We start from the raw sequence: 26,156 nt of genomic DNA on the forward strand, positions 1-26,156 counted from the left end.
GACCGAGGGGAGGCTTTAAAGCCACCCCTCAGCATGGCTTTAAGCTGCCTTTTTGGCCTTTTCGAATGCTTCGTCGATGGTACCGACCATGTAGAAGGCTTGTTCGGGCAGGTGATCGCACTCGCCAGCCACAATCATTTTGAAACCACGGATGGTTTCGGCCAGTGTGACGTACTTGCCAGGCGAACCGGTGAACACTTCAGCAACGTGGAAAGGCTGCGACAGGAAACGCTGGATCTTGCGAGCACGGGCCACAGCCAACTTGTCTTCAGGAGCCAAGTCGTCCATACCCATGATGGCGATGATGTCGCGCAGTTCGCGGTAACGCTGCAAAGTGCCCTGGACAGCGCGGGCTGTTTCGTAGTGGTCTTGACCCACAACCAATGGGTCCAGCTGACGGCTGGTGGAGTCCAGTGGATCGACCGCTGGGTAGATACCGAGCGAAGCGATGTCACGCGACAACACGACGGTGGAGTCCAAGTGAGCGAAAGTGGTCGCTGGCGATGGGTCGGTCAAGTCATCGGCTGGCACGTAAACGGCCTGAATCGATGTGATCGAGCCGACTTTGGTCGACGTGATACGTTCTTGCAAACGGCCCATTTCTTCGGCGAGGGTTGGCTGGTAACCCACAGCAGAGGGCATACGACCCAACAAAGCGGACACTTCGGTACCGGCCAGTGTGTAGCGGTAGATGTTGTCCACGAAGAACAACACGTCTTTGCCTTCGTCACGGAAGGATTCAGCGATGGTCAGACCGGTCAAGGCGACGCGAAGACGGTTGCCTGGTGGCTCGTTCATTTGACCGTAAACCATGGCCACTTTGGACTCAGGCAGGTTCTCCAAATTCACGACGCCGGAGTCGGCCATCTCGTGGTAGAAGTCGTTACCTTCACGGGTACGCTCACCCACACCAGCAAACACGGACAAACCGCTGTGCGCCTTGGCGATGTTGTTGATGAGTTCCATCATGTTCACGGTTTTGCCCACACCGGCACCACCGAACAAGCCGACCTTACCGCCTTTGGCGAAAGGGCAAACCAGGTCAATCACCTTGATGCCGGTTTCCAGCAATTCTTGTGAAGGGCTCAGTTCATCGTAAGCGGGGGCTTTGCGGTGAATCGATGCGGTCAGTTCTTGGCTGACGGGGCCACGCTCGTCAATGGGCGCGCCGAGCACGTCCATGATGCGACCCAATGTGGCTTTACCGACGGGAACCGTGATCGGGTTGCCGGTGTTGGACACGATCAAGCCGCGGCGCAAACCGTCGGATGAGCCGAGCGCAATGGTCCGCACGATGCCGTCACCGAGTTGCTGCTGCACTTCCAGGGTCAGCGCAGAGCCTTCCATTTTGAGCGCGTCATAAATTTTAGGCATCTGGTTGCGTGGAAACTCCACGTCGACCACGGCGCCAATACACTGGACAATTTTTCCTTGGGCTTGCATTTTTCGCTCCAAATAATTTGAATTTGCTGAACTGGGAATCAACCGCTGATCGCGGCTGCGCCAGAGACGATTTCCGACAGTTCTTTGGTGATGGCGGCTTGACGGGTCTTGTTGTAGACGAGCTTGAGCTCACCAATCACATTGCCAGCGTTGTCTGTGGCGGCCTTCATGGCCACCATCCGTGCTGCATGCTCTGAGGCCATGTTTTCGGCCACAGCTTGGTAAGCCAGGGCTTCTGCATAACGGATCAACAAATCGTCAATGACCGACTGTGCATCGGGCTCATAGATGTAATCCCATCCATGTGCCACGGTACCTGCCGCCTTGGTGTCAGCTTCCATTTGGGAGGAAGACAGTGGCAACAATTGGTCGATGGTGGGCACTTGTGCCATGGTGCTGACAAACTTGTTGTAGCACAGATACACAGCGCTCACCTCACCAGCGGCGTAAGCATCGAGCAGCACCTTGACGGGGCCAATCAGCTTTTCCAGGTGTGGCTTGTCGCCCAAATGGGTCACATGTGCCACCACTTTCGCGTTGACGCGGTTCAGGAAGCCCAAACCTTTACCGCCAATGGCCACGGCCAGTGGCGTCTTGCCTTCAGACTGCGTTTCACGCAATTTACCCGTCACAGCGCGCAGCAGGTTGGTGTTCAAACCACCGCACAAACCTTTGTCCGTGGTCACCACAATGAAGCCCACCGACTTGCCGTCGTTTTGCTTCATGAAAGCGTGCACGTACTCAGGGTTGGCCTGACCGAGATGGGTCGCAATGCTACGAATCTTCTCGCTGTAAGGCCGGGCAGTGCGCATACGCTCCTGCGCTTTGCGCATTTTGGAGACGGAAATCATCTCCATGGCCTTGGTGATCTTCTTGGTGTTTTCCACCGATTTGATCTTGGTGCGTAGTTCCTTGCCCGATGCCATCAGAGGCTCCTTTTGATCAGGTAGAAATTAAGCAAAGCTTTTCTTGAAAGCGGCCACGGCGGTGTTCAATTCGGCTTCTGCCTCTTTGTCCAGCGCTTTGGAGCTTTCGATCTTGGCCAGCAATGCGGCGCACGAATCTTTCAGGTAAGCGTGCAAGCCATGCTCGAAGGACAGGACCTTCTTGACATCGATGTCGTCCATGAAGCCTTTGTTCACGGCAAACAAGCTGGCACCCATCAAGCTGATCGAGAGCGGGCTGTACTGGGCTTGCTTGAGCAATTCTGTCACGCGCGCGCCACGGTCGAGCTGCTTTCGTGTGGACTCGTCCAGATCGGAAGCGAACTGCGCGAACGCAGCCAATTCACGGTACTGAGCCAAGTCGGTACGGATACCGCCTGATTGACCTTTGATGACCTTGGTCTGAGCCGAGCTGCCCACGCGCGAGACCGAGATACCGGCGTTGATCGCAGGGCGGATGCCGGCGTTGAACAAGGACGTTTCCAGGAAGATCTGACCGTCGGTGATCGAAATCACGTTGGTTGGCACGAAAGCGGACACGTCACCGGCTTGGGTTTCGATGATGGGCAAAGCCGTCAAGGAACCTGTTTTGCCAGTCACAGCACCTTTGGTGAAGGCTTCGACGTAGTCGGCATTCACCCGGGCTGCGCGCTCGAGCAGACGGCTGTGGAGATAGAACACATCGCCAGGGTAGGCTTCGCGGCCTGGTGGGCGGCGCAAGAGCAAAGACACTTGACGGTAAGCCACAGCTTGCTTGGACAGATCGTCATACACGATCAATGCGTCTTCGCCGCGGTCACGGAAGTATTCGCCCATAGTGCAACCGGAATAGGCCGACACGTACTGCATGGCTGCAGATTCAGAGGCGGAGGCAGCCACCACGATGGTGTAGGCCATGGCACCCGCTTGCTCAAGAGCACGCACCACGTTCTTGATCGACGAGGCTTTTTGGCCAATGGCGACGTAAACGCAGGTCATGTTCTGACCTTTTTGGTTGATGATGGCGTCGATCGCGACAGCGGTCTTACCAGTTTGGCGGTCACCAATGATCAGTTCGCGCTGACCACGGCCCACGGGCACCATGGAGTCGATCGACTTCAGGCCGGTTTGCATCGGCTGGTCCACCGATTTACGTGCGATCACGCCAGGGGCGACTTTTTCAATCACGTCGGTCATCTTTGCGTTGATAGGACCTTTGCCGTCGATTGGCTGACCCAAAGCGTTCACCACGCGACCAATCAATTCTGGGCCCACAGGCACTTCCAGAATGCGGCCTGTGCACTTGACCGTGTCACCTTCGGAGATGTGCTCGTACTCACCCAAGATCACAGCACCGACCGAGTCACGCTCGAGGTTCAGGGCCAGACCAAAGGTAGCAGCACCATCTGCTGTTGATGGGAATTCGAGCATTTCGCCCTGCATCACATCCGACAAACCGTGGACGCGAACGATACCGTCGGTCACAGACACTACGGTGCCTTGGTTGCGGATATCGGCGCTGGCGGACAGCCCTTCAATGCGGCTCTTGATCAGTTCAGAAATTTCTGCGGGATTGAGTTGCATGACTCTTTCCTTCTTTCTTTAAATATGTCCGGTCTCAATCCGCATCAAGCGGTGAGGGCCGATTTCATTTGTTCCAGGCGGGCCTTGACAGAGGTATCGAGCACCTCGTCGCCCACCACCACACGGATACCACCGATCAGGGCAGCATCGAGCTCGACGCTCACATTGAGCTTGCGCGCAAAGCGTTTTTCGAGCGTGGACGACAAGTCGACCAAAGCCGCAGCGTCGATGGGGAAAGCGCTGTAAACCACCGCGTCAGCGGTGCCAGCTTGCGCATTCATAAGGGCCCGGTACTGCTGTGCAACGACAGGCAGCACACTGAGACGGCGGTTTTCGATCACCAGGCGCAGGAAGTTCTTGCCAGCCTCGGGCAGTGCTGTGCGCACCACACCGGAGATCAGTTCAAACGCCTGCTCGTCGGACACTTTGGGACTGTCGATGAACTGTTGCAGTTGCGCGTTGTCGGCAACGGCAGACAGTTCATCCAGCCAGGCGGCCGTGCCAGCAAGATCGGATGCCTGCGCTTTAAAAAGCGCGTCGGCATAAGGGCGGGCGATGGTAGCAAGTTCTGCCATGGTCTTCTCTGGCTGGAGCTGATTACAGCTCGGTCTTGAGGCGGCTCAGCAGATCAGCGTGGACACCGGCATTGACTTCCTTGCGGAGAATCTGCTCGGCACCCTTGACCGCCAAAGCTGCGACCTGCTCACGCAGAGCTTCACGCGCTTTGACAGCTTGCTGCTCAGCTTCGGCTTTGGCAGCGGCGATGATCTTGTTGCCTTCTTCGGTGGCTCGTGCTTTGGCTTCGTCAACGATGCCATTTGCACGGCGCTCGGCATCTGCCAGGCGCGAAGCCGTCTCGTTGCGTGACTGGGCCAATTCGGACTCTACACGCGCATTGGCGTTGCTGAGTTCGGCTTTGGCTTTGTCTGCGGCAGCGAGGCCGTCAGCGATTTTCTGTGCCCGTTCGTCGAGCGCTTTTGTGATCGGGGGCCACACGAATTTCATCGTGAACCACACCAGAATCGCAAAAACGATCATCTGAATGAACAGAGTAGCGTTAATGTTCACGGTTCAGTCCTTCTTCTGTTGGAAGAGGTACGTGGATTACTTCAGAACGAAGGGGTTGGCGAAGGCGAACAGCAAAGCAATGGCCACACCGATCAGGAACGCAGCGTCAATCAGACCGGCCAAGATGAACATCTTGGTTTGCAGTTCGTTCATCAACTCAGGTTGACGAGCTGAAGACTCGAGGAATTTACCGCCCATCAATGCGATACCGATGGAGGCACCGACAGCGCCCAGACCAACGATCAAACCACATGCCAATGCCACCAGGCCGAGAATGTTTTCCATGAGAAGCTCCTAAAAGTGATTGGAAAAAGAAACAAGAAACGAGAGAAAAAGTGTCATCAATGTGCGTCGTGCGCTTGACCCGTGTAGATCAGCGTCAACATCATAAAGATGAAGGCTTGCAAGGTGATGACCAGGATGTGGAACAAAGTCCACACGGTTCCGGCGATGACATGACCAATGGCCAAACCAACACCCGTTGCCGACAATGCCCAGCCGCCACCCATGAGGGCAATCAACATGAACACCAACTCACCTGCAAACATGTTGCCAAACAGTCGCATGCCATGCGAAACCGTCTTGGCCAAATATTCAATCATCTGCATCAAGAAGTTAATCGGATACAGAGCCCAATGGTCACCAAAGGGAGCAGCAATCAACTCGTGCGCCCAGCCACCCAGGCCTTTGATTTTGATGTTGTAGACCAGGCAGATGAACAACACCGAGCACGACAGACCCAGGGTGGTGGACAAATCAGCTGTTGGCACCACGCGCATGTAATCTTTGAAGCCCAAAGCCGGACCAGCGGCATGCCACGCGGCAGGAATCAGGTCGACAGGCAACATGTCCATGGCGTTCATCAGGAAAATCCAGACGAAGACGGTCAATGCCAATGGAGAAATGAGCTTGCGGCTCTTGGCGTTGTGGATGACGCCCTTGGCCTGGTTTTCGACCATTTCAGACAATATCTCGACCGCGGCCTGGAAACGACCGGGAACGCCTGAAGTGGCTTTGCGAGCCGCTGCCCACAACACGAAACAACCGATCACGCCAAGAACCAGCGAGAAGACCACCGAGTCCAGGTTGAACAGACTGAAGTCTACGATGTTGGTTTGCTTCACACCCTCAAATGAAAAATTCATTTGCAGGTGTTGCAAGTGGTGCTGGATGTACTCTCCAGCCGTTGGGGCGTGCGCGCCAGCGTTTTCAGCAGCCATAAATCACCAATCAGTTCAAAAAATAGTCGGCTTCGACTTGCGTTGCATCCAGCCCAGCGCCATGGCCAACCAGTACACCTTCATCGTCACCACGAAACCGGCCACCAAGGCAAACCAGTTCAGATCAGAAACCACTTTGGGCGCCACCAAAAGCAACGCCACGGTCAAGATAATCTTGACCAACTCCCAGACAAACAAACCCACCAAGGCTGAGCCCGGTTGGGTTCGTCGCATTTGTCGACTCAAAGCCCTGACAAAGACCACAGCAGGAATCACCACCGCAACCGCACCCCAAGCCACTGAAGCGGCCAAATGAAGTTCACCGGTGATCCACACTGTCAGCAAAGCCATCAGCACGCCAACGCCAACTTGCAGCCACAAGACACGCCAAGGCGATGCCTGCGGGTTGCTTTGCCGCCAAGCCTGCGCTTGTTCGGCACTCAGGGGCTTGAATTCGGACTCAAGGCCTTCATTTACAACATCTGCCCCGCTGTTGCGCAATTGCTCTTGTGAGGATGAGGCGATTTTCGTCATCTCAAATTACACCCGTGTTACGCATGCGGCGTTTGCTGCAAAGCCTCTGATTATACGTAGAAACCCGTGCGCGCCCATTTTTTTTGATTCATATTCCACGATCCCTTGCCTGAAGCGGCCCTCGCCAGCAGCGACAATCGCACTGAATGCCTGTTGGGGCCCTGCTTTTTCATCTGAAGATTGGTTGAGGCATGTACGAATGGATTAAATTTTTGCACCTTGCCGCAGGCATTGTTTGGCAAGGAGGCATGGCCTTGGTCATTTTGGCGTTGCGCCCAGTGGCCATTCATAGCATGGCCCCAGTCGAGCGCCTGACCTTGATGAGCAGTGTCTTGAGCCGCTTTTTTGTCATGGTCTGGGTCTCGATAGCCCTGCTCTTGGTCAGTGGCTTCTGGATGTTGTCAATGACCGACATGAAGCTCGCGGCCAAGGGCTGGCACGCGATGTCGGGTTTGGGTCTGGTGATGTGCCTGATTTTTGCGCACATTTGGTTTGGCCCATTTCGCCGACTCAAAGCTGCCGTGCAAACTTCTGATTGGCCCTCAGCAGGCCAAGCCCTCGGGAAAATACATCCACTCGTACTGACCAACTTTGTCCTGGGCTGGTTGGCGGTTCTGGCCGTGGTGGTCTGGCGTTAAGCTAGCGGTCTAATCAGAATACTCCCATGAGCGCTTCCATTACCCCACCCGGCGGCATCGACCCGCGCAAAGACAGCCTGATCGAATACCCCTCGGTCTTTCCCATCAAGGTCATGGGCACCATGGTCGACGGCTTTGCCGAAGCCATGTGCCAAGTCGCCCTGCAGTTTGACCCTGGCTTTGACCCCGCCACCATCGAGTTGCGCCCCAGCAAGGGCGGCAACTACCTGGGCGTGACGCTCAGCATCACGGCCACCAGCCGCGAACAGCTCGACGACCTCTACCGCGCCCTGACCTCGCACCCCATGGTCAAAATTGTGCTTTGAGCATGGACATCCGGCTGCTCGGGCGTGTGGACTACCTGCCCACTTACGAGGCAATGCAGGCGTTTACCGCCGAGCGCACCCCCGACACCCCCAATGAACTTTGGCTCTGCGAGCACCCGCCTGTGTTCACCCAAGGGCTGGCGGGCCAAGCCTCGCACCTCTTGACGCCCGGCGACATTTCGGTGGTCCAGACCAACCGGGGCGGACAAGTCACTTTTCATGGTCCCGGCCAAGTCATGGCTTACCCCTTGGTCAACCTGCAACGCGCCGGGTATTACGTCAAGGAATACGTCTTCAAACTGGAAGAGTCGGTCATCCGCACCCTGGCCTACTTTGGCGTGACGGGCCACCGGGTGGCGGGTGCGCCAGGCATTTATGTGCGCCTGGACGACCCCTTCAGCCACGCGGCCCTGGTCGGCCCGGCCCCGGCGGGCGACCCGTTCCAGGGCCTGGGCAAAATCAGCGCCTTGGGCATCAAAGTCAGCCGCCACTGCACCTACCACGGCGCGGCCCTGAACGTGGCCATGGACCTTCAACCCTTTGAGCGCATCAACCCCTGTGGGTATGCCGGCCTGAAAACCGTGGACCTTTTTACAATCGGTGTAGAAACCACCTGGGACGAAGTTGCCCGGGTGCTGGCCCACCAATTGACCACCCGTTTATGAACCCCTTGCCTGCGCACCCTCGCAGCGGCAGCGACTGAAAGACCCGAATGAGCAATATCCTCACAGAACGCAACGTGGTTCGCGAAGCCCAAAGCGTTGAAAACTACGACCCCTTGGCCAAACAAAAAGCGGCCGCCAAACTTTCGCGTATCCCGGTCAAAGTGGAACAAGCCGAAGTGCTGAAAAAGCCTGACTGGATCCGCGTAAAAGCAGGTTCGCCCACCACCCGCTTTTACGAAATCAAAGACGTGTTGCGGGCCAACAAACTGGTGACCGTGTGCGAAGAAGCCAGCTGCCCCAATATCGGTGAGTGCTTTGGCAAAGGCACCGCCACCTTCATGATCATGGGCGACAAGTGCACACGGCGCTGCCCTTTTTGCGACGTGGGCCACGGCCGCCCCGACCCGCTGGATGTGAACGAGCCGGACAACCTGGCCAAGACCATTGCGCAGCTCAAGCTGCAGTACGTGGTCATCACCAGCGTGGACCGCGACGATCTGCGCGATGGCGGTGCCGGGCACTTTGTGGAGTGCATCCGCAAGACTCGCGAGTTGTCACCACAAACCCAAATTGAAGTGCTGGTGCCCGACTTTCGGGGCCGTGACGACCGCGCCCTAGAGATCCTGAAAGCCGCGCCGCCTGACGTGATGAACCACAACATGGAAACCGTGCCGCGCCTGTACAAGGAGGCACGCCCCGGCTCGGACTACCAGTTTTCGCTGAACCTGCTGAAAAAATTCAAGGCGCTTTTCCCGAATGTGCCCACCAAGAGCGGCCTGATGGTCGGCTTGGGCGAGACCGACGAAGAAATTCTGGACGTCATGCGCGACATGCGTGCGCACAACATCGAGATGCTGACCATCGGCCAATACCTCGCCCCCAGCAACAGCCACCTGCCGGTGCGCCGCTACGTGCACCCTGACACGTTCAAGATGTTTGAAGCCAAAGCCTATGAAATGGGGTTTTCGCATGCAGCCGTGGGTGCCATGGTGCGCTCCAGTTACCACGCTGACCAGCAGGCGCATTCTGCCCACCAGACTCTGGCCGACAACCGCGCATAAAGCCTTCCACCGCCACCAGCCTCAAACCCACCATGAACAATTCCAGCCCTTACACACCACCCAATATCTGGACCTGGAACAAAGCCAACGGGGGGCGATTTGCCAACATCAACCGACCCATCGCAGGAGCTACTCACGAGCAGGAACTGCCTCGCGGCAAACACCCGCTGCAGCTGTATTCACTGGGCACACCCAACGGGGTCAAGGTCACGGTCATGCTCGAAGAGTTGCTGGCTCTGGGGCACATGGGTGCCGAGTACGATGCCTGGCTGATCCGCATCCAGGAAGGGCAACAGTTCAGCAGCGGGTTCGTGGGCGTGAACCCGAATTCCAAAATACCGGCGCTGCTCGATTGCAGTGGCCCTGAGCCGGTGCGGGTGTTTGAGTCGGGTGCCATCTTGCTGTACTTGGCCGAAAAGTTTGGGGCTTTGGTGCCCACCGACCCGGCAAAAAGAGCCGAATGTTTGTCATGGCTGTTCTGGCAAATGGGCAGCGCGCCTTATCTGGGCGGTGGCTTTGGGCATTTTTATGCTTACGCGCCCGTCAAGATCGAGTACGCGATTGACCGTTTCGCAATGGAAGTCAAACGCGAGATGGATGTGCTGAACCGGCGTTTGGCCGAGAACCGCTTCATTGCCGGCGATGATTACTCGATCGCCGATATTGCCATCTGGCCCTGGTATGGCGGCATGGCCAAGGGCACCATGTACGAGGCTGGTGAATTTCTCCAGGTCCATGAATACGAGCATGTGAACCGCTGGGCCGATGAGCTGGCCAAACGCCCTGCCGTGCAACGCGGGCGCATGGTCAACCGTGTCATCGGGGCACCAGAAACACAGCTGCACGAACGGCACGATGCCAGCGATTTCGACACCCGAACGCAGGACAAAATCAGCAAGACCTGATGATCAATGGGTCATGCAGCTTGCAGGATCGTCCGACTCCAGCACCTGATCAGCCCACATCGCCAGCTTGCCGGTATCCGAGCGCAACACCTGTTGCTTGACCGACAGGATTTGGGATGGGTGCATGGAAAAGCTGCGCAAACCCATGCCCAGCAACAAACGGGTCATGGTCACATCACCGGCCATCTCGCCGCATACCGATACACCCTTGCCCTGCCTATTGCACTCGACAATGGTGTCTGTGATCAGACGCAACACGGCAGGGTGCAATGGGTCATACAGGTGCGCGACAGATTCATCGGCCCGGTCAATCGCCAAGGTGTACTGGATCAGGTCGTTGGTGCCAATCGACAAGAAATCGAAATACTTGAGAAACAGGCGCAAAGACAAAGCCGCCGCAGGAATTTCGATCATCGCCCCCAGCCGGACAGGTCCATGGGCGATGCCGCGACAATCCAGATCCTGGCGGGCCTGCTCAATCAAGGCCATGGTTTGGCGAATTTCGCTGCCATGCGCCAACATGGGAATCAGTAAATTGACTTGGCCGTGAGCCGCAGCGCGCAAAACGGCTCGCAACTGCGTCAAAAACATCGCAGGGTCAGCCAGACTCCAGCGAATGGCACGCAATCCAAGCGCCGGGTTCAGGTGGGCCGCGTCGTGACGTGCTTCGTCAAGGGGCTTATCTGCACCCACATCGACTGTACGGATGGTCACAGGCAAGCCGTTCATGCCATCGACCGCACGACGGTAGGCGGCGTATTGTTCCTCTTCATCAGGCAAATTGCCCTGACGGCCCATGAACAGAAATTCGCTGCGGAACAAGCCCACGCCCACCGCCCCTGCGTTGATGGCAGCCGTTGTGTCTTCCGGCATTTCTATGTTCGCCAGTAGCTCGATTTTTTGACCATCCAGCGTGACCGCCGGGGTGTGGCGCAGGCGGGCCAGCCGCTCACGCTCCAGATCGCCTTGGCGTTGTTTGAAACCGTAGTCGGCCAATATGATCGGCGAGGGGTCAATGATGACAACGCCCGCATCGCCATCAATGATGACCCAATCGTCCTGCTTGACCAACTGGCTGGCGGTGCGGGCACCCACCACCGCAGGAATGTCCAGGCTGCGTGCCACGATGGCGGTGTGGGATGTCTTGCCACCCACATCGGTCACAAAGCCGGTGAACACGCTTTGCTTGAACTGCAACATGTCGGCTGGCGACAAGTCGTGTGCAATCAGGACCAAAGGCACATCCGTATCGCCCAGCTGCAACTCATGCTGGGGTCGAGTGGGGCGGGCGGGTCGAGTGATCTTTGCCACAGGAGAGCCTGTACCCTTGAGGCTTTGCAACACGCGCTCGGCGACCTGCTCCACATCGGCTTTTCTCTCACGCAGGTACGGGTCGTCCATCTCGTCAAATTGACGTGCAATGATCTCCAGTTGGTTGGACAGTGCCCATTCGGCGTTGTACAAGCGTTCCTTGATCCAGTGCACCACACTGCTGTTGAGCTCTTCGTCCATCAACAGCATCAGGTGCACATCCAGCAAGGCGGCCAACTCGTGTGGCGCATCCTTGGGAATATCGAGTTGCAAGCGCTGCAGTTCGTCAATCACCACATCGCGCGCAGAACGCATACGCTCGATTTCGGCAGCCACCTGTTCCGGCTTGATGAAGTAGTGCGCCACATCGACGCGGCTTGAAGCCACCAGCACGGCGCGGCCAATCGCTATGCCTCTAGCCACCGCGAGACCATGAATGCTGAAGGTCATTGCACGCGCTCCATGGACTGTATTTGCGCCAACACCACCGTCACTCGCCCTCGCCAAACTTGTCGCCAATCAGGGCCAGCAAAGCGTCTAACCCCTCTTGCTCGCGTTCTCCTGAAGTCTCAAGCACCACTTCGCTGCCAAGACCTGCTGCCAGCATCATCACACCCATGATGCTTTTGGCATTGATGCGGCGCTCGCCTTTGCTCATCCAGACTTCACACGGGAAGCTGCCCGCCAGCTTGGTCAGCTTGGCCGAGGCCCGGGCGTGCAACCCCAGCTTATTGCTGATGGTCGTGGTGGCTTGGGGCATGTCTCTTTCCTTTTTGGTGATGGGGTTCGGTGCTGCCCACGGGCATCACACCTTGCGTGCCACCCGCATGTGCTCGGGTGGCCAAGGCCTCCAGGCCTTCGTGTCTATAGCAGACGCTGCGCAACAACATGGGCAAATTGGCACCCGCCAGCAGGCGTGTGTGCAGGCCGTCATGGAGTTTCTGGGCAACGTTGCAAGGTGTGGCACCAAAAACGTCGCTGAGCAGCAAGACTTCGGGCGAGTTCAAGGCGGCCATGGCGTTGCGTGCCTTGGCCAGACTGACTTCTGGCGGATCATCGGGCAAGACATCGATCGCCAGCACCCCGGCTGCACAGTCCGGAAACACGTGCAAGGCACAAGCGCGCAAGGCGCTGGCCAGTGGGGCGTGAGCAATGATGAGGATGCCAATCATGGTGTTGATTATCAGTGCTGAACCGGCTTTTTCAGCAGAAAGTACAACCAGGAAAACACCGAGCAAATGCCAAAGCTGCCCAAAGCGAACTGATAGGCGGCAGGCTTGCTCAAACCCAATTCAAGCCCCGCATCCACCAGCAAGCCAATTCCCCACTGCACCACAAAAATACCGGCAAACACCACCAGGTTGTAGGCCGACAGGGCACGCCCTGCCAAATGAGAGGGAAAGGCCATGCCCACGGCTGGCTGGGCCAGTGAAACAAAGGTACTGGTCACGCACAGCAGGGCGACACCCACTGCAGCTGCGCTGCCCACGGCGGGTCCCAGCCAGACCAAAACGCCAATGACCACAAAGCTCAAGGGAATGCCCCAGGCGATCAGGCGCTCGACCGTGATCCCACGACGCGCCAGGCCCGGCATGAACAAGCCCCAAAGCCAAAAACTCAGCAGCATACAAAAATTGATCAGAAACAAGCCTTGCGCAGCTTCCCCCGCAGTCCAGCCTGCCACTTGCGTCATCCATGGACCGGCCCAAAGGGTCTGGATGGCCACCATGCCCCCGTAGGTGAAAAAGCCGATGGGCGTCATGCGCCAGAAATATGCGCTGCGCCAGATCTCGCGGTAGCTGCCGTCGTCATCTCGCGGCGGGGCCGTGTTCACCAGGCTGGATAACTGCTTTCGCCACTCTGGCACCACCAGCGCAATCAACGCCATGGCAATGGCAATCATCACGCCGAGCATGACAAACAGGGCGCGCCAACCCCAAATCGGCATCAGCCATTGCACCGGCAAGGTGGCCGCCAACATGCCCAATGAACCGGTCATCAGCATCCAGGAGTTGTTGCGCAGCTGGGTGCTGGCATCAAACCAGCGCCGATAGCCCATGAGTGGGGCCATCAAACAAGCACTCACCCCCATCCCGCACAGCACGCGTGCAGCCAGCAGGCCGTGAAAGCTGTCGGCCCAGGCAAAGGCCAGACAGCCCAACACCGCAAAGGTCAAAAAAGCAAGGATGACTTTCTTGGGCCCATGTTGGTCCAGCCACCGCCCCAGGGGCAGTTGGGTGAGCGAGAAGCCCAAAAAATAACCGCCCGCCAACAAACCCAGGTCTTGCGCGTTCAAATTGAATTCACTTGTCAAGGTCGGCGACAAAGTGGCGGTGATGGCCCGCACCAGGGCCGAGAAAAAATACGCCAAAGCAAAGGCCAGAAACACCACCGCTGCCATGCGGCGCGGCAAATGGTCGGGATGCGCCAAGGTGGCCGCGGTCGTGTTGGTGGCGCTCATGGTTTGATTCCGTCAAACAAAGTGTTGGCCAGTTCAGCGGTCGGCTGAGCGTCGTACAACACGGCGTGGACCAAGCGCACCCGATTGCCTTCGCCTACAGCGCCCCACACCGCGTCCACATTCACCGGCTCACCATTGGCCCGCTGGCCAATGGCCTGAATGCGCAAGGAAGCAGCCAGCGGTAGCTGGCCGGGACGGTGCCAGACCTGCTGCTGCGAGGCCGTCAGCGCTTGGGCCACACGGGCATTGTCCAGGGTCGCTTTTTGCCAGGCCGCCATCACCCCACTGGCATCCGCCCCGGGGGGCAAGGACGCAGTCATCACCGCCACCATGGCCGATCCACTTTCGCAGCCCACCACTTGCAAATCCACAGCCACCCCGCCCAAAGGCACGATGCGGGTGGTGCGGTCGGGTTTGCAAGGCAATTGGACTTTCAGGGGGGTGCCCTCCAACGCGACATCGCGCCAATTCTGGGCGGGACTGCAAGCGCTCAAAGTCAGAGCACCGACGAGGCTGGCCATCAGGGCCGAGGAATGGATTCGCATGGGGTGATTATCCTGATCAGCGGCCGTATGGGGTTTTGGCGACAATGTGCCCTATGAATTCACTCGACGGCATCCGCGTTCTCGACCTGTCCCGCGTACTGGCGGGCCCCTGGTGTACCCAGACCTTGGCCGATCTTGGGGCCGATGTCATCAAGATCGAGCGCCCCGGCACGGGCGACGACACCCGCACCTGGGGGCCACCCTTTTTGAAAGATGCCCAAGGCCAGGACACTGCCGAGGCCGCCTACTATTTGGGTGCTAACCGCAACAAACGATCGGTGACCTGCGACATCGCCCAGCCCGAAGGCCAAGCCCTGATCCGCGAACTGGTTCAGCACTGCGATGTGTTTGTGGAGAACTTCAAGGTCGGCGACATGGCCCGTTACGGCCTGGATTACGCCAGCCTGAGCGCCCTGAACCCCAAGCTGGTTTACTGCAGCGTGACCGGCTTTGGCCAGACCGGCCCTTACCGCGAGCGGGCGGGCTACGACTATGCGGTTCAAGGCATAGGCGGCCTCATGAGTGTGACCGGCGAACGGGACGACTTGGGTGGTGGCCCGCAAAAAGTGGGCGTGGCCGTGGCCGACCTGTTCACCGGCATGTACGCCACAGTGGCCATTTTGGCGGCCCTGCGCCATGTCGAACGCACGGGCGAAGGCCAGCAGGTGGACATGGCATTGCTCGACACCCAAGTCGCCATGCTGGCCAATTTGGGCTCCAACTACTTGGTCAGTGGCAAAGTACCAGGCCGCGCTGGCAACGCTCACCAAAATATTGTGCCTTACCAGGTGTTTGAAACTGCGCCGCCCGCTGGGTCGTCACCCGGCAGCCGCGACCACCTGATTTTGGCGGTGGGTAACGACGGGCAGTTTGCCAAGTTTTGCACCGTGGCGGGCTGCCCCGAACTGTTGCATGACGCGCGCTTCGCCCTGAACGCCGACCGGGTTCGCCACCGCGACACGCTGGTGCCCTTGCTGGAAGATATTTTGAAAACCCGCTCCAAAGCCGATTGGTTGTCGGCCCTCGAAGCTGCCAAGGTGCCTTGCGGAGCCATCAACACCCTGAGCGAGGTCTTTGTCGACCCGCAAATCCAGGCCCGAGGCATGGTCCAGGATTGGCAGCACCCCGTCAAACCCGACCTGAAACTGGTGGCCAGCCCCATGAAGCTGAGCCGCACCCCTGTACGCCATGACTTGCCTCCCCCCATGCTGGGCCAGCACACCGCCGAAGTTTTGTCCGAAGTGCTGGGCTGGAACGCAGAAAAACTGGGGCCACTTCGCGGCAAAGGGGTGATTTGATGGCCAATTTTTTGCTGGTTCACGGGGCTTGGCACGGTGCCTGGTGCTGGCAGCGTGTGTTGCCCGGTCTGGTTCTTGCGGGTCACCGCGCCCACGCAGTGACCCTGACAGGGGTGGGAGAGCGCGCCCACCTGCTGCACCCCGGCATTGATCTGGACACCCACATCCAAGACGTGACGGCTGCCATGGACGCCGAAGAATTGGATGAGGTGGTGCTGGTGGTGCACTCGTATGCCGGCATGCTGGGCACGGCCGTAGCCGACCGCAGGCCCGAACGCCTTCGGCATCTGGTGTATCTGGATGCGGTGTTGCCCAAACCCGGAGAGAGCTGGAGCAGCACCCATGCCAGCGGCACCCGCCAAGCGCGCATGGCTGCTGCGCAAGCCCATCCCCTGCACGCGTTTCCTGCACCTGACCCTGCTGTCTTTGGCTTGGGTGATGCCGACCATGCCTGGGTTCAAAGGCGGCAAACGCCGCATCCGGGCGGACCTTATACCCAAGTGCTTGACTTTGATCCGAAACGCGTCGCCAGCGTGCCCCGCACGTTCATCAACTGTACCCATCCACCTTTGGGCACGATCGACGTCAGTCGCTTGCGCATGGTCGACCCAAAATTCTGGGACGGTGCCTGGTTACTCGGCTCTCAAGTGCTGGAGATGCACACGGGTCACGACCCCATGGTCAGTGACCCACAAGGCCTTTTGGCGCTTTTGCTGAGTCTGGCTTGAAGTCCACTCCTGCTGCCCTTGACCCTGAAGGACTCCAGGGTTGCTCCTACCTTTTGCACAGAATATTTTGCGCATTGCTAACCCTCCAGCTTGCCCCGGCTTCAGCGAGTTTTCTATTTTGCTCATGCCCTACAGACTGATCTGTCTTTTGCATCGACTTGTTGAAAGTTGACACATTCCCCAGCCCGATGCACAACTGAAATGGACAGCCCCAATGCCCCCCAAACCAGCGGACATGGCAAACGGATTAAACTTTGGACCATGAAAACGCTGCTTACTTTGCCCTGGAACATCCGACATGTGGCTCGCCGTTTGTTGTTCTGGAGTGGGGTGCTGGGGCTTTCTTTAGCCCTTTGGGGCTGCTCGGGTGACCGCGCGCCTGAATCCACTTTTGTTTTGCTCGATGGCTCCAAAGTCACCTCCAAGCAATTGCAAGGGAAAGTCGCTTTGGTGAACTTCTGGGCCACCAGCTGCACAACTTGTGTGGCCGAGATGCCCGAACTGGTGGCCACCTACAACAAGTTCAAAGACCGCGGCTATGTCACCTTGGCTGTGGCCATGAGCTACGACCCCCCCAGTTATGTGGTCAATTTCGCTCAATCCCGACAACTGCCCTTTGGTGTGGCCATTGACAACTCGGGCGCGGTCGCTCGCGAATGGGGCGACATCCAACTCACGCCCACCACGTTTCTCGTCAACAAGCAGGGCGACATCGTCAAGCGCTTTGTGGGGACGCCTGACTTTGCACAGCTGCACAAACTGATTGAGAAACTGCTGAACGAAACCTGAGCAGCAAAGACCAAGAAGGGCCCACCGCTCAGCAGGCTACGGTCAATCTTTGCGGAAATTGTCGTGACAAGCTTTGCACGATGCAGCGGCTGGACCAAAAGCCACTTTCAAAGCGTCGATATTGCCCGCCTTGGCAGCCACATTCAATTTCCCCATTTCAGCTTGCATTTTGTCTGCCGCCTCTTTGTACTTGGCGGACTCTTTCCAGATTTCTGGCTTGGCGCGTGTGTCTCCTTTGTCCGTCCCTTCACCAAAGGCTGCCCATGGCAACTTGGACATGGTCAACGCCACATCGGCATTTTCGGCAGCAGCCTTAGCGTCATAGGGCATGCGACCATTGGCCATCGCACCCAATCGGCCAAAATGCGCAGCCATCACGGTAAAACTTGCTTTGCGATACTTGACCGCATCCTCCGGCTTGGCAAACTGCGCTTGAGCAGGTAAGGTCACGGCCATCGCCATGGCCACAGAAAAAAGACCCGACAATATTTTCATGTTCAACTCCAATTGAGAGATATGTTGGCCAAAGCGTGGTGCTTTGACTGCGAATCAGTCTCTCATATCTTGGCTTTACCCGCATCAATGAAAGTCCTTATGGTTCGAGTTCGCATCTGGGATCTGCCCACCCGTCTTTTCCACTGGGGCCTGGTGCTTTGTGTGACCGGCCTGGTCATCACAGGCAATGTGGGTGGCAACGCCATGATGTGGCATTTCCGCTTGGGTTATTGCGTTTGGACACTTTTGCTGTTTCGTGTTTTTTGGGGGTTTGTTGGAGGTTACTGGTCTCGCTGGTCACAGCTGACTCTCAACCCTTCACGGGTTTGGGCTTACCTTCAAGGACGCGACAGGTTCACGCACTTTGCGGGTCACAACCCTTTGGGATCATGGTCAGTCGTGGCTTTTCTGCTCTTTTTGTGCGTGCAAGTGGGCACCGGACTCATCAGCGACGATGAAATCGCCAACATGGGACCTTTATCGTCATTGGTTTCCAGCCATTGGGTCTCTTTGGCCACCAGTTGGCACAAAGGATGGGGCAAGAGCACCTTGATCCTTTTGATCTGCATTCATGGTCTGGCCCTGATCTGGTACCGCTGGAAAAAAAACCAATCGCTGGTTCAGGCCATGTGGCATGGGGACAAGCCAATGCCTGATTCGGTTGCCCCATCGACCGATCATGGCCAGTCACGTGCCTGGGCCTTGGTGCTGCTCCTCGTTTCGGCCATGGCTGTTTTCTGGATTGTTTCCCTAGGGGGCTGAGCCCTTTGCGGCCATTCGCCTGCGGCTACACTGTAGATTGTTTTTTTGTCCAACTCACTCATGCAGATCGTTCAATTGCTGCCACCGGACAGCTCCGCTGACCTGAATGCGACCCGCGCCATATTTCAGGAGTATGCAGACAGCCTGAAAGTTGATTTGTGTTTCCAAGGTTTCGAAAACGAGCTGCAAACTCTACCGGGTCCATACGAAGAACCCCGCGGTGCACTCTTGTTGGCTTGGGTTGATGGCGCTTTGGCCGGGTGCTGTGCCCTGCGCCCCCTGGACAATTCTGACTATTCCAATGCCGCTGAAATGAAACGCCTCTATGTGCGTCCAGCTTTCAGGGGTTTGGGTTTGGGCCGTCAACTGACGGAAGGGATTCTCGACGCTGCCCGCCAATCGGGTTACAGCTGCGTTCTGCTCGATACGCTTGATGACATGGAATCAGCCCGAGCCCTTTATGAAGATCTGGGCTTTGTGGAGATTCCTCCTTACTATCACAACCCCGTCGCTGGTGCCCACTACCTCAAAGTCGACATCGCGTGAGCCGTCCAAGTGGCAACAAAAAAGGGACCGAAGGTCCCTTTTTCTGATTGGCTCGAGGGCTTCAGCCTTGAGCTTGAGCCAACAGCGTCGCGGCATCGCTGACTTCAAATTTGCCCGGGCCTTCAACGTTCAAAGTGGCAACTTTGCCATCTTTCACCAACATGGAGTAGCGGTTGCTGCGCACGCCCATGCCGCGTGATGTCAGGTCCAGTGTCAAACCTGTGGCCTTGCTGAAATCACCGCTGCCGTCGCCCAACATGCGCACCTTTGTGCCAGTTTTCTGCTCACGTGCCCAGGCACCCATGACGAAAGCATCATTCACACTCACACACCAGATTTCATCAACGCCAGCTGCTTTCAGAGCGTCGTGGTTTTCAACATAACCGGGTACATGTTTGGCTGAACAAGTGGGCGTGAAAGCTCCAGGCAATGCAAACAAGGCGACGGTCTTGCCAGCCGTGGCTTGGGCCACATCCACGGGATTGGGGCCAATGCTGCAACCGTTGCCTTCCACCTCGACATATTCCATCAGTGTGGCTGCAGGTAGCGTGTCTCCGACTTTGATCATGTGTTGCTCCATATTTGAGAAATGGCAGTATTGCCAGGAAAAAAAAACGACCCACTATTGTGGGTCGTTTTCAGAAAGTTTGCAGAAGTCCGGTTTTTGACTCAGACCGCTTCGGCTTTCTGCACCAGGCGGCTGGCCACCCAGTTTTTGGTCTTCGAAATCGGGCGGCTTTCCGTGATTTCGATGGTGTCGCCCAGGTGGTATTGACCTGTTTCGTCGTGCGCGTGGTACTTGCTCGACTTGGCCACGATCTTGCCGTAGAGGGCGTGTTTCACACGACGCTCAACCAGCACGGTCACGGTTTTGGCGCGCTTGTCGCTGACCACCTTGCCAATCAAGGTGCGCTTGAGGGATGTTTTAGCTTCCGTCATGGTCACTCCTTACTTGGCGGCTTGCTTTTGGGCAAGGATGGTTTTGGCACGGGCGATGGCACGGCGAGTCTGGCTCAGCGTACCGGTGTTGCCGAGTTGTTGCGTGGCTTTTTGCATACGAAGGCCAAAGTGGGCTTTTTGCAGCGCTTTGATTTCGTCTTTCACACCAGCAACGTCTTTTTGGCGCAATTCAGCAGCGTTCATTTCTTGTTTCTCCTGAATTATTGGCCAATCATGCGAGCCACAAAAGTGGTGCGCAGGGGCAACTTGGCAGCTGCCAATTTGAAGGCTTCGCGGGCCAACTCTTCTGGCACGCCTACGATTTCGTAGAGCACCTTACCGGGTTGGATCTCGGCCACGTAGTATTCGGGGTTACCTTTACCGTTACCCATACGCACTTCAGCAGGCTTGGTGGAAATCGGCTTGTCAGGGAACACACGAATCCAGATACGACCGCCACGCTTGACGTGACGGGAAATCGCACGACGTGCGGATTCGATCTGGCGGGCCGTCAAACGGCCACGATCTGTGGACTTCAGACCGAAGTCACCGAACGCCACCGTGTTGCCACGGGTAGCGACGCCGGTGTTGCGGCCTTTCTGTTCCTTGCGGAACTTTCTGCGAGCAGGTTGCAGCATGTAATTACTCCTTATTGACCGTCAGCTGCTGCAGCTGGCGCGGCGACTGTGCGTACGCGCTTAACGGCGGGTTTGGCATCACTACCTGCACCGGCGGGCTTGTCGCTACCGTCAGTGGGGGCTGTGTTGGTGCCAGCGGGGCGACGTGGGCCACCACGACGATCGCCCGTTGGGCGGTCGCCAGGACGTGCATCACGACGTGGACCACGTGGGCGGCGCTCTTCTTCTGCACGTGGCTCAGCCAGTGCAGGCGCATCGTTGCGGCCCAGTGTGTCACCTTTGTAGACCCAGACCTTGACACCAATGATGCCGTAGGTGGTCTTGGCTTCAGAAGTGGCGTAGTCGATGTCAGCGCGCAGGGTGTGCAATGGCACACGGCCTTCGCGATACCACTCGGTACGCGCAATTTCGATACCGTTCAAACGGCCAGCCGACATGATCTTGATGCCTTGGGCACCCAGACGCATGGCGTTTTGCATGGCACGCTTCATGGCGCGACGGAACATGATCCGCTTTTCGAGCTGCTGGGTGATGCTGTCAGCGATCAGTTGAGCATCGATTTCAGGCTTGCGCACTTCTTCGATGTTGACTGCCACAGGCACACCCAGACGAACAGCGAGTTCTTTCTTGAGCAACTCGATGTCTTCGCCTTTTTTACCGATCACCACACCTGGACGAGCCGAGAAGATGGTGATGCGGGCGCTCTTGGCGGGACGCTCGATGAGCACGCGGGAAACCGCAGCATTTTTGAGCTTTGCCTTGAGGTACTCACGCACCTTGATGTCTTCGGCCAGCATGCCGGCGAAGTCTTTGTTGCTCGCGTACCAGCGGCTTGCCCAGTTACGGCTGACAGCCAGGCGGAAACCGGTAGGATGGATTTTCTGTCCCATAGTTCTTCCTGATTAATTGCCGACCGTCACATACACATGGCATGTGGGCTTGCTGATGCGGTTGCCACGGCCTTTGGCGCGGGCAGTGAAACGCTTGAGCGTTGTGCCTTGCTCGACGTAGATGGTTTTCACCTTCAACTCGTCGATGTCAGCACCGTCGTTGTGTTCAGCGTTGGCGATGGCGGACTCGAGAACTTTCTTGACGATGCCCGCAGCTTTTTTCTGCGTGAATGTCAGGATGTTCAGAGCTTGATCCACTTTTTTACCGCGAATCAAATCGGCGACCAGGCGGCCTTTATCGACCGACAAACGGACGCCCCGGAGGACTGCACGTGTTTCCATGGTCTTTCCTTATTTCTTCTGGACTTTTTTGTCCGCAGGGTGACCCTTGAATGTCCGGGTCAGTGCGAATTCGCCCAATTTGTGGCCAACCATTTGGTCAGTCACATACACAGGAACGTGTTGCTTGCCGTTGTGAACGGCGATGGTCAGACCGATGAAATCGGGCAAAACCATGGAGCGACGCGACCATGTCTTGACGGGCTTTTTGTCTTTGGTGGCAACGGCTTTTTCAACCTTGGCCAACAAATGGTGGTCAACGAATGGACCCTTTTTGAGAGAGCGTGTCATTGTCTAACCCTTACTTCTTGCGACGCGACACGATCATGACCTGTGTGCGCTTGTTGTTACGGGTACGGTAGCCCTTGGTGAGGTTGCCCCACGGGTCTACTGCATGACGGCCTTCGCCGGTACGGCCTTCGCCACCACCGTGCGGGTGATCCACCGGGTTCATGGCCACGCCACGAACGGTTGGACGGATACCCATCCAACGCTTGACACCGGCCTTGCCCAATTGGCGCAGGCTGTGCTCTTCGTTGGCGACTTCACCGATGGTTGCACGGCACTCGATGTGGATCTTGCGAACTTCACCGGAGCGCATACGCACTTGAGCGTAGATGCCTTCGCGAGCCAGCAAAGTGGCCGAAGCACCTGCCGAGCGAGCGATCTGTGCACCAGCACCGGGCTTGAGCTCGATGCAGTGGATGGTCGAACCCACAGGAATGTTGCGGATAGGCAAAGTGTTGCCAGCGCGGATGGGAGCTTCTGCACCCGACATCAGCGTTGCACCGGCTTCAATGCCACGGGGGGCAATGATGTAACGGCGCTCGCCATCGGCGTAGCACAGCAAAGCAATGTGCGCTGTACGGTTAGGGTCGTACTCGATGCGTTCGACTTTGGCCGGAATCGCATCTTTGTTGCGCTTGAAGTCCACCACGCGGTAGTGGTGCTTGTGACCACCGCCTTTGTGGCGTGTGGTGATGTGACCGTTGTTGTTACGGCCCGACTTCTGGTGCTGGGGTTCCAGCAACGGCGCATAGCCCTCACCTTTGTGCAGGTGGTCACGGGTGACCTTCACCACGCCACGACGGCCTGGGGATGTCGGTTTGATCTTGATGACAGCCATGATTACGCAGCCTCCCCAGACAGGTTCAGCTCTTGACCTGGTTGCAGCGTGACATAAGCCTTGCGAACGTTGTCGCGACGGCCAATGGTCTTGCCAAAACGCTTGGTCTTGCCTTTGGTATTCACCACAGACACGCCTTTAACCTCGACCTTGAACATCAATTCCACAGCGGCTTTGATTTCAGGCTTGGTAGCGTCCTGCAGCACTTTGAATGTCACAGCATTGGATTTTTCAGCAACCATGGTGGCCTTTTCGGACACGATGGGAGCGACCAGCACGGACATCAGACGACCTTCGTCAAACTTCACGGCGCTCATGCGAACATCTCCTTGAGTTTGTCCATGGCACCTTTGGTCACGAGGACTTTCTTGAAGTTCACCAAAGACACGGGATCGGCGTAACGAGGCTCAACAATCAGGATGTTGATCAGGTTGCGCGATGCCAAGTACAGGTTTTCGTCGACTTCGTCAGCGATCACCAGCACGTTGTCCAGGCTCATGGCCTTGAACTTGGCAGCCAGTGCTTTCGTCTTGGGGGTCTCGACTTTGAAGGAATCCACCACAGCCAGACGGCCTTCGCGGGCCAACTGCGAGAAGATCGAAGCCATACCGGCGCGGTACATCTTCTTGTTGATCTTCTGAGTGAAGTTTTCGTCGGGCATGTTCGGGAAAATCCGACCACCGCCACGCCACAGAGGCGAGGAAGTCATACCTGCACGTGCGCGACCCGTACCTTTTTGTTTGAAAGGCTTCTTGGTGGAATGGTGAACTTGTTCACGGTCCTTTTGGGCGCGAGTGCCTTGACGGGCGTTTGCCTGATAAGCCACCACGATCTGGTGAATCAGGGCTTCGTTGTATTCACGACCGAACACGGTTTCAGGCGCATCCACTTTGGAAGCGGCTTGACCTTGGTCGTTCAGGAGTTCGAGCTGCATCAGTTCGCTCCTTTAACTTTTACGGCGGGACGCACGGTCACAAAACCACCTTTGGAACCGGGGATAGCACCTTTGATCATCAAAAGACCACGGGCTTCGTCAACGCGGACCACGGCCAGATTCTGGGTAGTGCAAGTGACATCGCCAAGGTGACCCGACATTTTTTTGCCAGGGAACACGCGGCCAGGATCTTGCGCCATCGAAATCGAACCAGGCACGTTGTGCGAACGGCTGTTACCGTGCGATGCGCGCTGCGATTTGAAGTTGTGACGCTTGATGGTGCCGGTGAAGCCTTTACCGATGGAAGTGCCTTGCACGTCCACTTTCTGGCCCACAGCAAACACGGCAGCCACAGGCACAGTCGCGCCTGCGGCGTACTGGGCGGCCGTGTCAGCGGTCACGCGGAATTCTTGAATGATTTCACCGGCTTCAACACCGGCTTTGGCCAGGTGACCTGCGATAGGCTTGGTCACGCGTGATGCCCTGCGGGCACCAAATGTCACTTGCAAAGCGACATAGCCATCGTTCTCTTGGGTTTTGACCTGGGATACGCGGTTGTTAGACACATCCACCACTGTGACAGGAACTGCATCCCCATCATCAGTGAACAGACGCATCATGCCCACCTTGCGACCCAGCAACCCGAGGGAGTTGCTCAGACTCATTGTTTTCTCCAAAACTTTCACCGCAGCCACTTCAATTGGCGACCACGTTTGGTGTGTGAAAGACTGTTAATAAATCTCACCCCAAAAGAGGTGAGCCTGAAATTATAGCCCGACTCAGCATTTCTGGCAAGTCGGGCTATTTTTCAAGTTGTTGAATGGCTTTTCAGCCACCCTAAACCGCATTACTGCAGCTTGATTTCGACGTCCACGCCTGCGGGCAGATCGAGTTTCATCAAGGCGTCCACTGTTTTGTCAGTGGGGTCCACGATGTCCATCAAACGCTGGTGCGTACGGATTTCCAACTGGTCGCGGCTGGTTTTGTTGACGTGCGGCGAGCGCAGGATGTCAAAACGCTTCATGCGTGTTGGCAAAGGCACAGGGCCCTTGACAATCGCGCCGGTACGCTTGGCAGTGTCAACGATCTCGGCAGCGGACTGGTCGATCAATTTGTAATCAAACGCCTTCAGGCGGATGCGAATTTTTTGCTTGGATGACATGTCAATTCCTTGTGGTGATTTTCTGCTTGCTACAGTGCAATGGCCAGGCCACTGCACTGCGGCGCCACAAAAGAATTAAGCGATGATCTTGGCAACCACGCCAGCGCCAACCGTGCGGCCGCCTTCGCGGATAGCGAAACGCAGACCTTCTTCCATGGCGATGGGGTTGATCAACTTCACAGTGATCGACACGTTGTCACCAGGCATCACCATCTCTTTGCCTTCTGGCAATTCGATAGCGCCGGTCACGTCAGTCGTACGGAAGTAGAACTGGGGACGGTAGTTGTTGAAGAAAGGCGTGTGACGACCACCTTCGTCTTTGGACAAGACATAGATCTCGCCCGTGAAGTGGGTGTGGGGCTTGATAGAACCTGGCTTGCACAGCACTTGGCCGCGCTCGACGTCTTCACGCTTGGTGCCACGCAACAAGATACCGACGTTGTCACCCGCTTGACCTTGGTCCAGCAGCTTGCGGAACATCTCAACGCCTGTGCAAGTGGTCTTGACCGTGTCTTTGATACCGACGATTTCGATTTCTTCGCCGACTTTGACGATACCGCGCTCGATACGGCCGGTCACCACAGTGCCGCGACCGGAGATGGAGAACACGTCTTCCACGGGCATCAGGAATGCGCCGTCCACTGCACGCTCAGGTGTAGGGATGTAAGTGTCCAAAGCGTCAGCCAGCTTCATGATGGCTTCTTCGCCCAAAGGACCTTTGTCGCCTTCCAGGGCCATCTTGGCTGAGCCTTGGATGATCGGTGTGTCGTCGCCTGGGAAGTCGTACTTGGACAACAACTCACGCACTTCCATCTCGACCAACTCG

General features: G+C 57.1%; 37 protein-coding genes. 10 read left to right on the forward strand and 27 right to left on the reverse strand.

The window, feature by feature from the left end; genetic code table 11:
* Positions 1-39: 39 nt before the first annotated feature.
* Genes atpD through H663_RS37650 form a run of 8 tightly spaced genes read right to left on the reverse strand, consistent with a single transcriptional unit; the run spans position 40 to position 6,772 of the window.
* Positions 40-1,443 (reverse strand): F0F1 ATP synthase subunit beta, encoded by a 1,404-nt coding sequence (atpD, locus tag H663_RS37615; protein WP_053172769.1) that lies wholly within the window; start codon positions 1,441-1,443, stop codon positions 40-42.
* A 38-nt stretch (positions 1,444-1,481) separates the two neighbouring features.
* Positions 1,482-2,369, reverse strand: coding sequence for a F0F1 ATP synthase subunit gamma (gene atpG / locus H663_RS37620; RefSeq protein WP_053172771.1), 888 nt, complete (start codon positions 2,367-2,369; stop codon positions 1,482-1,484).
* 27 nt (positions 2,370-2,396) lie between these two features.
* Positions 2,397-3,950 carry a F0F1 ATP synthase subunit alpha gene (gene atpA, locus H663_RS37625; RefSeq protein ID WP_053172773.1) on the reverse strand — a complete coding sequence of 518 codons (1,554 nt, stop codon included), beginning with the start codon at positions 3,948-3,950 and terminating at the stop codon, positions 2,397-2,399.
* A 44-nt stretch (positions 3,951-3,994) separates the two neighbouring features.
* Positions 3,995-4,525: a F0F1 ATP synthase subunit delta gene (locus H663_RS37630; protein ID WP_053172775.1), complete on the reverse strand. Its 531-nt coding sequence runs from the start codon at positions 4,523-4,525 to the stop codon at positions 3,995-3,997.
* Positions 4,526-4,547: 22 nt separating this feature from the next.
* Positions 4,548-5,018, reverse strand: coding sequence for a F0F1 ATP synthase subunit B (locus H663_RS37635; protein WP_053172777.1), 471 nt, complete (start codon positions 5,016-5,018; stop codon positions 4,548-4,550).
* Between the two features lie 36 nt (positions 5,019-5,054).
* On the reverse strand, positions 5,055-5,303 hold the full coding sequence (gene atpE, locus H663_RS37640) for a F0F1 ATP synthase subunit C (protein ID WP_053172779.1): 249 nt from the start codon (positions 5,301-5,303) through the stop codon (positions 5,055-5,057).
* Between the two features lie 56 nt (positions 5,304-5,359).
* Entirely contained in the window at positions 5,360-6,238 is an 879-nt protein-coding gene (atpB, locus tag H663_RS37645; protein ID WP_053172781.1) for a F0F1 ATP synthase subunit A, read from the reverse strand.
* A 15-nt stretch (positions 6,239-6,253) separates the two neighbouring features.
* Positions 6,254-6,772 carry an ATP synthase subunit I gene (locus H663_RS37650; RefSeq protein ID WP_083451177.1) on the reverse strand — a complete coding sequence of 173 codons (519 nt, stop codon included), beginning with the start codon at positions 6,770-6,772 and terminating at the stop codon, positions 6,254-6,256.
* Positions 6,773-6,963: 191 nt separating this feature from the next.
* Between H663_RS37650 and H663_RS37655 the strand changes: the two genes are divergently transcribed.
* Genes H663_RS37655 through yghU form a run of 5 tightly spaced genes read left to right on the forward strand, consistent with a single transcriptional unit; the run spans position 6,964 to position 10,367 of the window.
* A complete protein-coding gene (locus H663_RS37655; RefSeq protein ID WP_053172783.1) occupies positions 6,964-7,410 on the forward strand; it encodes a CopD family protein in 447 nt (148 codons plus the stop codon).
* A 26-nt stretch (positions 7,411-7,436) separates the two neighbouring features.
* Entirely contained in the window at positions 7,437-7,736 is a 300-nt protein-coding gene (locus H663_RS37660) for a DUF493 family protein (RefSeq protein WP_053172786.1), read from the forward strand.
* A 2-nt stretch (positions 7,737-7,738) separates the two neighbouring features.
* Positions 7,739-8,401, forward strand: coding sequence for a lipoyl(octanoyl) transferase LipB (gene lipB, locus H663_RS37665; RefSeq protein WP_053172788.1), 663 nt, complete (start codon positions 7,739-7,741; stop codon positions 8,399-8,401).
* A gap of 47 nt (positions 8,402-8,448) precedes the next feature.
* The gene (gene lipA / locus H663_RS37670; protein WP_053172789.1) at positions 8,449-9,462 is read left to right on the forward strand and encodes a lipoyl synthase; all 1,014 of its coding nucleotides are present in this window, start codon (positions 8,449-8,451) and stop codon (positions 9,460-9,462) included.
* A gap of 32 nt (positions 9,463-9,494) precedes the next feature.
* Positions 9,495-10,367: a glutathione-dependent disulfide-bond oxidoreductase gene (gene yghU, locus H663_RS37675; protein WP_053172791.1), complete on the forward strand. Its 873-nt coding sequence runs from the start codon at positions 9,495-9,497 to the stop codon at positions 10,365-10,367.
* Positions 10,368-10,370: 3 nt separating this feature from the next.
* On the opposite strand, the gene ptsP is transcribed toward yghU, so the two are convergent.
* Genes ptsP through H663_RS37700 form a run of 5 tightly spaced genes read right to left on the reverse strand, consistent with a single transcriptional unit; the run spans position 10,371 to position 14,684 of the window.
* Complete coding sequence (ptsP, locus tag H663_RS37680) at positions 10,371-12,128, reverse strand: phosphoenolpyruvate--protein phosphotransferase (RefSeq protein WP_053172793.1); 1,758 nt, start codon at positions 12,126-12,128, stop codon at positions 10,371-10,373.
* A 40-nt stretch (positions 12,129-12,168) separates the two neighbouring features.
* Positions 12,169-12,438, reverse strand: coding sequence for an HPr family phosphocarrier protein (locus tag H663_RS37685; protein WP_053172795.1), 270 nt, complete (start codon positions 12,436-12,438; stop codon positions 12,169-12,171).
* A complete protein-coding gene (locus tag H663_RS37690) occupies positions 12,407-12,850 on the reverse strand; it encodes a PTS sugar transporter subunit IIA (protein WP_053172797.1) in 444 nt (147 codons plus the stop codon). The genes H663_RS37685 and H663_RS37690 overlap by 32 nt, the downstream gene beginning before the upstream one ends.
* Positions 12,851-12,861: 11 nt before the next feature.
* Positions 12,862-14,139 (reverse strand): MFS transporter, encoded by a 1,278-nt coding sequence (locus H663_RS37695; protein WP_053172799.1) that lies wholly within the window; start codon positions 14,137-14,139, stop codon positions 12,862-12,864.
* On the reverse strand, positions 14,136-14,684 hold the full coding sequence (locus tag H663_RS37700) for a hypothetical protein (protein WP_053172800.1): 549 nt from the start codon (positions 14,682-14,684) through the stop codon (positions 14,136-14,138). The genes H663_RS37695 and H663_RS37700 overlap by 4 nt, the downstream gene beginning before the upstream one ends.
* A gap of 53 nt (positions 14,685-14,737) precedes the next feature.
* On the opposite strand from H663_RS37700, the gene H663_RS37705 reads away from it, so the two are divergent.
* The 3 genes from H663_RS37705 to H663_RS37715 all read left to right on the forward strand — a co-directional run bounded on the left by H663_RS37705 (position 14,738) and on the right by H663_RS37715 (position 17,499).
* Complete coding sequence (locus tag H663_RS37705) at positions 14,738-15,982, forward strand: CaiB/BaiF CoA transferase family protein (RefSeq protein ID WP_053172802.1); 1,245 nt, start codon at positions 14,738-14,740, stop codon at positions 15,980-15,982.
* On the forward strand, positions 15,982-16,710 hold the full coding sequence (locus tag H663_RS37710) for an alpha/beta fold hydrolase (RefSeq protein WP_053172804.1): 729 nt from the start codon (positions 15,982-15,984) through the stop codon (positions 16,708-16,710). The genes H663_RS37705 and H663_RS37710 overlap by 1 nt, the downstream gene beginning before the upstream one ends.
* A 261-nt stretch (positions 16,711-16,971) precedes the next feature.
* Positions 16,972-17,499, forward strand: a complete 528-nt coding sequence (locus H663_RS37715; RefSeq protein WP_083451224.1) for a TlpA family protein disulfide reductase — start codon at positions 16,972-16,974, stop codon at positions 17,497-17,499.
* A gap of 42 nt (positions 17,500-17,541) precedes the next feature.
* On the opposite strand, the gene H663_RS37720 is transcribed toward H663_RS37715, so the two are convergent.
* Positions 17,542-17,994, reverse strand: coding sequence for a c-type cytochrome (locus tag H663_RS37720; RefSeq protein ID WP_053172806.1), 453 nt, complete (start codon positions 17,992-17,994; stop codon positions 17,542-17,544).
* 99 nt (positions 17,995-18,093) lie between these two features.
* Here H663_RS37720 and H663_RS37725 point away from each other — a divergent pair, with 99 nt between their 5' ends.
* Together H663_RS37725 and H663_RS37730 are read left to right on the forward strand one after the other, a co-directional pair.
* Positions 18,094-18,756 (forward strand): cytochrome b/b6 domain-containing protein, encoded by a 663-nt coding sequence (locus tag H663_RS37725; RefSeq protein ID WP_053172808.1) that lies wholly within the window; start codon positions 18,094-18,096, stop codon positions 18,754-18,756.
* A 60-nt stretch (positions 18,757-18,816) separates the two neighbouring features.
* Entirely contained in the window at positions 18,817-19,302 is a 486-nt protein-coding gene (locus H663_RS37730) for a GNAT family N-acetyltransferase (RefSeq protein WP_053172810.1), read from the forward strand.
* A gap of 61 nt (positions 19,303-19,363) precedes the next feature.
* Here the strand turns inward: H663_RS37730 and H663_RS37735 are convergent, their stop codons facing one another.
* The 13 genes from H663_RS37735 to H663_RS37795 form a co-directional block, all read right to left on the reverse strand.
* Complete coding sequence (locus H663_RS37735) at positions 19,364-19,870, reverse strand: peroxiredoxin (protein ID WP_053173589.1); 507 nt, start codon at positions 19,868-19,870, stop codon at positions 19,364-19,366.
* A 101-nt stretch (positions 19,871-19,971) separates the two neighbouring features.
* A complete protein-coding gene (rpsQ, locus tag H663_RS37740; RefSeq protein ID WP_053172811.1) occupies positions 19,972-20,241 on the reverse strand; it encodes a 30S ribosomal protein S17 in 270 nt (89 codons plus the stop codon).
* Between the two features lie 9 nt (positions 20,242-20,250).
* Positions 20,251-20,445 (reverse strand): 50S ribosomal protein L29, encoded by a 195-nt coding sequence (gene rpmC / locus H663_RS37745; protein WP_053172813.1) that lies wholly within the window; start codon positions 20,443-20,445, stop codon positions 20,251-20,253.
* 17 nt (positions 20,446-20,462) lie between these two features.
* Positions 20,463-20,879, reverse strand: a complete 417-nt coding sequence (rplP, locus tag H663_RS37750) for a 50S ribosomal protein L16 (RefSeq protein ID WP_053172815.1) — start codon at positions 20,877-20,879, stop codon at positions 20,463-20,465.
* Between the two features lie 11 nt (positions 20,880-20,890).
* Complete coding sequence (rpsC, locus tag H663_RS37755; RefSeq protein ID WP_053172817.1) at positions 20,891-21,769, reverse strand: 30S ribosomal protein S3; 879 nt, start codon at positions 21,767-21,769, stop codon at positions 20,891-20,893.
* 12 nt (positions 21,770-21,781) lie between these two features.
* Complete coding sequence (gene rplV, locus H663_RS37760; RefSeq protein WP_019426902.1) at positions 21,782-22,111, reverse strand: 50S ribosomal protein L22; 330 nt, start codon at positions 22,109-22,111, stop codon at positions 21,782-21,784.
* Between the two features lie 9 nt (positions 22,112-22,120).
* Positions 22,121-22,399: a 30S ribosomal protein S19 gene (gene rpsS / locus H663_RS37765; RefSeq protein WP_007847809.1), complete on the reverse strand. Its 279-nt coding sequence runs from the start codon at positions 22,397-22,399 to the stop codon at positions 22,121-22,123.
* A gap of 10 nt (positions 22,400-22,409) precedes the next feature.
* Positions 22,410-23,234 (reverse strand): 50S ribosomal protein L2, encoded by an 825-nt coding sequence (gene rplB / locus H663_RS37770; protein ID WP_019426904.1) that lies wholly within the window; start codon positions 23,232-23,234, stop codon positions 22,410-22,412.
* 2 nt (positions 23,235-23,236) lie between these two features.
* The gene (rplW, locus tag H663_RS37775; RefSeq protein WP_053172819.1) at positions 23,237-23,551 is read right to left on the reverse strand and encodes a 50S ribosomal protein L23; all 315 of its coding nucleotides are present in this window, start codon (positions 23,549-23,551) and stop codon (positions 23,237-23,239) included.
* Positions 23,548-24,168, reverse strand: a complete 621-nt coding sequence (rplD, locus tag H663_RS37780; protein ID WP_053172821.1) for a 50S ribosomal protein L4 — start codon at positions 24,166-24,168, stop codon at positions 23,548-23,550. Before rplD ends, rplW begins: the two co-directional genes overlap by 4 nt.
* Complete coding sequence (rplC, locus tag H663_RS37785; protein WP_053172823.1) at positions 24,168-24,833, reverse strand: 50S ribosomal protein L3; 666 nt, start codon at positions 24,831-24,833, stop codon at positions 24,168-24,170. Before rplC ends, rplD begins: the two co-directional genes overlap by 1 nt.
* Before the next feature lie 182 nt (positions 24,834-25,015).
* Entirely contained in the window at positions 25,016-25,330 is a 315-nt protein-coding gene (gene rpsJ / locus H663_RS37790) for a 30S ribosomal protein S10 (protein ID WP_019426908.1), read from the reverse strand.
* Between the two features lie 75 nt (positions 25,331-25,405).
* Positions 25,406-26,156: elongation factor Tu (locus H663_RS37795; RefSeq protein ID WP_116695926.1), on the reverse strand; the 751-nt coding region annotated here is incomplete at its 5' end.

Origin of the sequence: Limnohabitans planktonicus II-D5 (assembly GCF_001270065.2) — a bacterium.
Classification (GTDB): Bacteria; Pseudomonadota; Gammaproteobacteria; order Burkholderiales; family Burkholderiaceae_C; genus Limnohabitans_A; species Limnohabitans_A planktonicus.

Coding starts and splice junctions, on each gene's coding strand:
- atpD (WP_053172769.1), bottom strand. CDS start 1,443: ATGCAAGCCCAAGGAAAAATTGTCCAGTGTATTGGCGCCGTGGTCGAC.
- atpG (WP_053172771.1), bottom strand. CDS start 2,369: ATGGCATCGGGCAAGGAACTACGCACCAAGATCAAATCGGTGGAAAAC.
- atpA (WP_053172773.1), bottom strand. CDS start 3,950: ATGCAACTCAATCCCGCAGAAATTTCTGAACTGATCAAGAGCCGCATT.
- H663_RS37630 (WP_053172775.1), bottom strand. CDS start 4,525: ATGGCAGAACTTGCTACCATCGCCCGCCCTTATGCCGACGCGCTTTTT.
- atpE (WP_053172779.1), bottom strand. CDS start 5,303: ATGGAAAACATTCTCGGCCTGGTGGCATTGGCATGTGGTTTGATCGTT.
- atpB (WP_053172781.1), bottom strand. CDS start 6,238: ATGGCTGCTGAAAACGCTGGCGCGCACGCCCCAACGGCTGGAGAGTAC.
- H663_RS37650 (WP_083451177.1), bottom strand. CDS start 6,772: ATGACGAAAATCGCCTCATCCTCACAAGAGCAATTGCGCAACAGCGGG.
- H663_RS37655 (WP_053172783.1), top strand. CDS start 6,964: ATGTACGAATGGATTAAATTTTTGCACCTTGCCGCAGGCATTGTTTGG.
- H663_RS37660 (WP_053172786.1), top strand. CDS start 7,437: ATGAGCGCTTCCATTACCCCACCCGGCGGCATCGACCCGCGCAAAGAC.
- lipB (WP_053172788.1), top strand. CDS start 7,739: ATGGACATCCGGCTGCTCGGGCGTGTGGACTACCTGCCCACTTACGAG.
- lipA (WP_053172789.1), top strand. CDS start 8,449: ATGAGCAATATCCTCACAGAACGCAACGTGGTTCGCGAAGCCCAAAGC.
- yghU (WP_053172791.1), top strand. CDS start 9,495: ATGAACAATTCCAGCCCTTACACACCACCCAATATCTGGACCTGGAAC.
- ptsP (WP_053172793.1), bottom strand. CDS start 12,128: ATGACCTTCAGCATTCATGGTCTCGCGGTGGCTAGAGGCATAGCGATT.
- H663_RS37685 (WP_053172795.1), bottom strand. CDS start 12,438: ATGCCCCAAGCCACCACGACCATCAGCAATAAGCTGGGGTTGCACGCC.
- H663_RS37690 (WP_053172797.1), bottom strand. CDS start 12,850: ATGATTGGCATCCTCATCATTGCTCACGCCCCACTGGCCAGCGCCTTG.
- H663_RS37695 (WP_053172799.1), bottom strand. CDS start 14,139: ATGAGCGCCACCAACACGACCGCGGCCACCTTGGCGCATCCCGACCAT.
- H663_RS37700 (WP_053172800.1), bottom strand. CDS start 14,684: ATGCGAATCCATTCCTCGGCCCTGATGGCCAGCCTCGTCGGTGCTCTG.
- H663_RS37705 (WP_053172802.1), top strand. CDS start 14,738: ATGAATTCACTCGACGGCATCCGCGTTCTCGACCTGTCCCGCGTACTG.
- H663_RS37710 (WP_053172804.1), top strand. CDS start 15,982: ATGGCCAATTTTTTGCTGGTTCACGGGGCTTGGCACGGTGCCTGGTGC.
- H663_RS37715 (WP_083451224.1), top strand. CDS start 16,972: ATGAAAACGCTGCTTACTTTGCCCTGGAACATCCGACATGTGGCTCGC.
- H663_RS37720 (WP_053172806.1), bottom strand. CDS start 17,994: ATGAAAATATTGTCGGGTCTTTTTTCTGTGGCCATGGCGATGGCCGTG.
- H663_RS37725 (WP_053172808.1), top strand. CDS start 18,094: ATGGTTCGAGTTCGCATCTGGGATCTGCCCACCCGTCTTTTCCACTGG.
- H663_RS37730 (WP_053172810.1), top strand. CDS start 18,817: ATGCAGATCGTTCAATTGCTGCCACCGGACAGCTCCGCTGACCTGAAT.
- H663_RS37735 (WP_053173589.1), bottom strand. CDS start 19,870: ATGATCAAAGTCGGAGACACGCTACCTGCAGCCACACTGATGGAATAT.
- rpsQ (WP_053172811.1), bottom strand. CDS start 20,241: ATGACGGAAGCTAAAACATCCCTCAAGCGCACCTTGATTGGCAAGGTG.
- rpmC (WP_053172813.1), bottom strand. CDS start 20,445: ATGAACGCTGCTGAATTGCGCCAAAAAGACGTTGCTGGTGTGAAAGAC.
- rplP (WP_053172815.1), bottom strand. CDS start 20,879: ATGCTGCAACCTGCTCGCAGAAAGTTCCGCAAGGAACAGAAAGGCCGC.
- rpsC (WP_053172817.1), bottom strand. CDS start 21,769: ATGGGACAGAAAATCCATCCTACCGGTTTCCGCCTGGCTGTCAGCCGT.
- rplV (WP_019426902.1), bottom strand. CDS start 22,111: ATGGAAACACGTGCAGTCCTCCGGGGCGTCCGTTTGTCGGTCGATAAA.
- rpsS (WP_007847809.1), bottom strand. CDS start 22,399: ATGACACGCTCTCTCAAAAAGGGTCCATTCGTTGACCACCATTTGTTG.
- rplB (WP_019426904.1), bottom strand. CDS start 23,234: ATGGCTGTCATCAAGATCAAACCGACATCCCCAGGCCGTCGTGGCGTG.
- rplW (WP_053172819.1), bottom strand. CDS start 23,551: ATGAGCGCCGTGAAGTTTGACGAAGGTCGTCTGATGTCCGTGCTGGTC.
- rplD (WP_053172821.1), bottom strand. CDS start 24,168: ATGCAGCTCGAACTCCTGAACGACCAAGGTCAAGCCGCTTCCAAAGTG.
- rplC (WP_053172823.1), bottom strand. CDS start 24,833: ATGAGTCTGAGCAACTCCCTCGGGTTGCTGGGTCGCAAGGTGGGCATG.
- rpsJ (WP_019426908.1), bottom strand. CDS start 25,330: ATGTCATCCAAGCAAAAAATTCGCATCCGCCTGAAGGCGTTTGATTAC.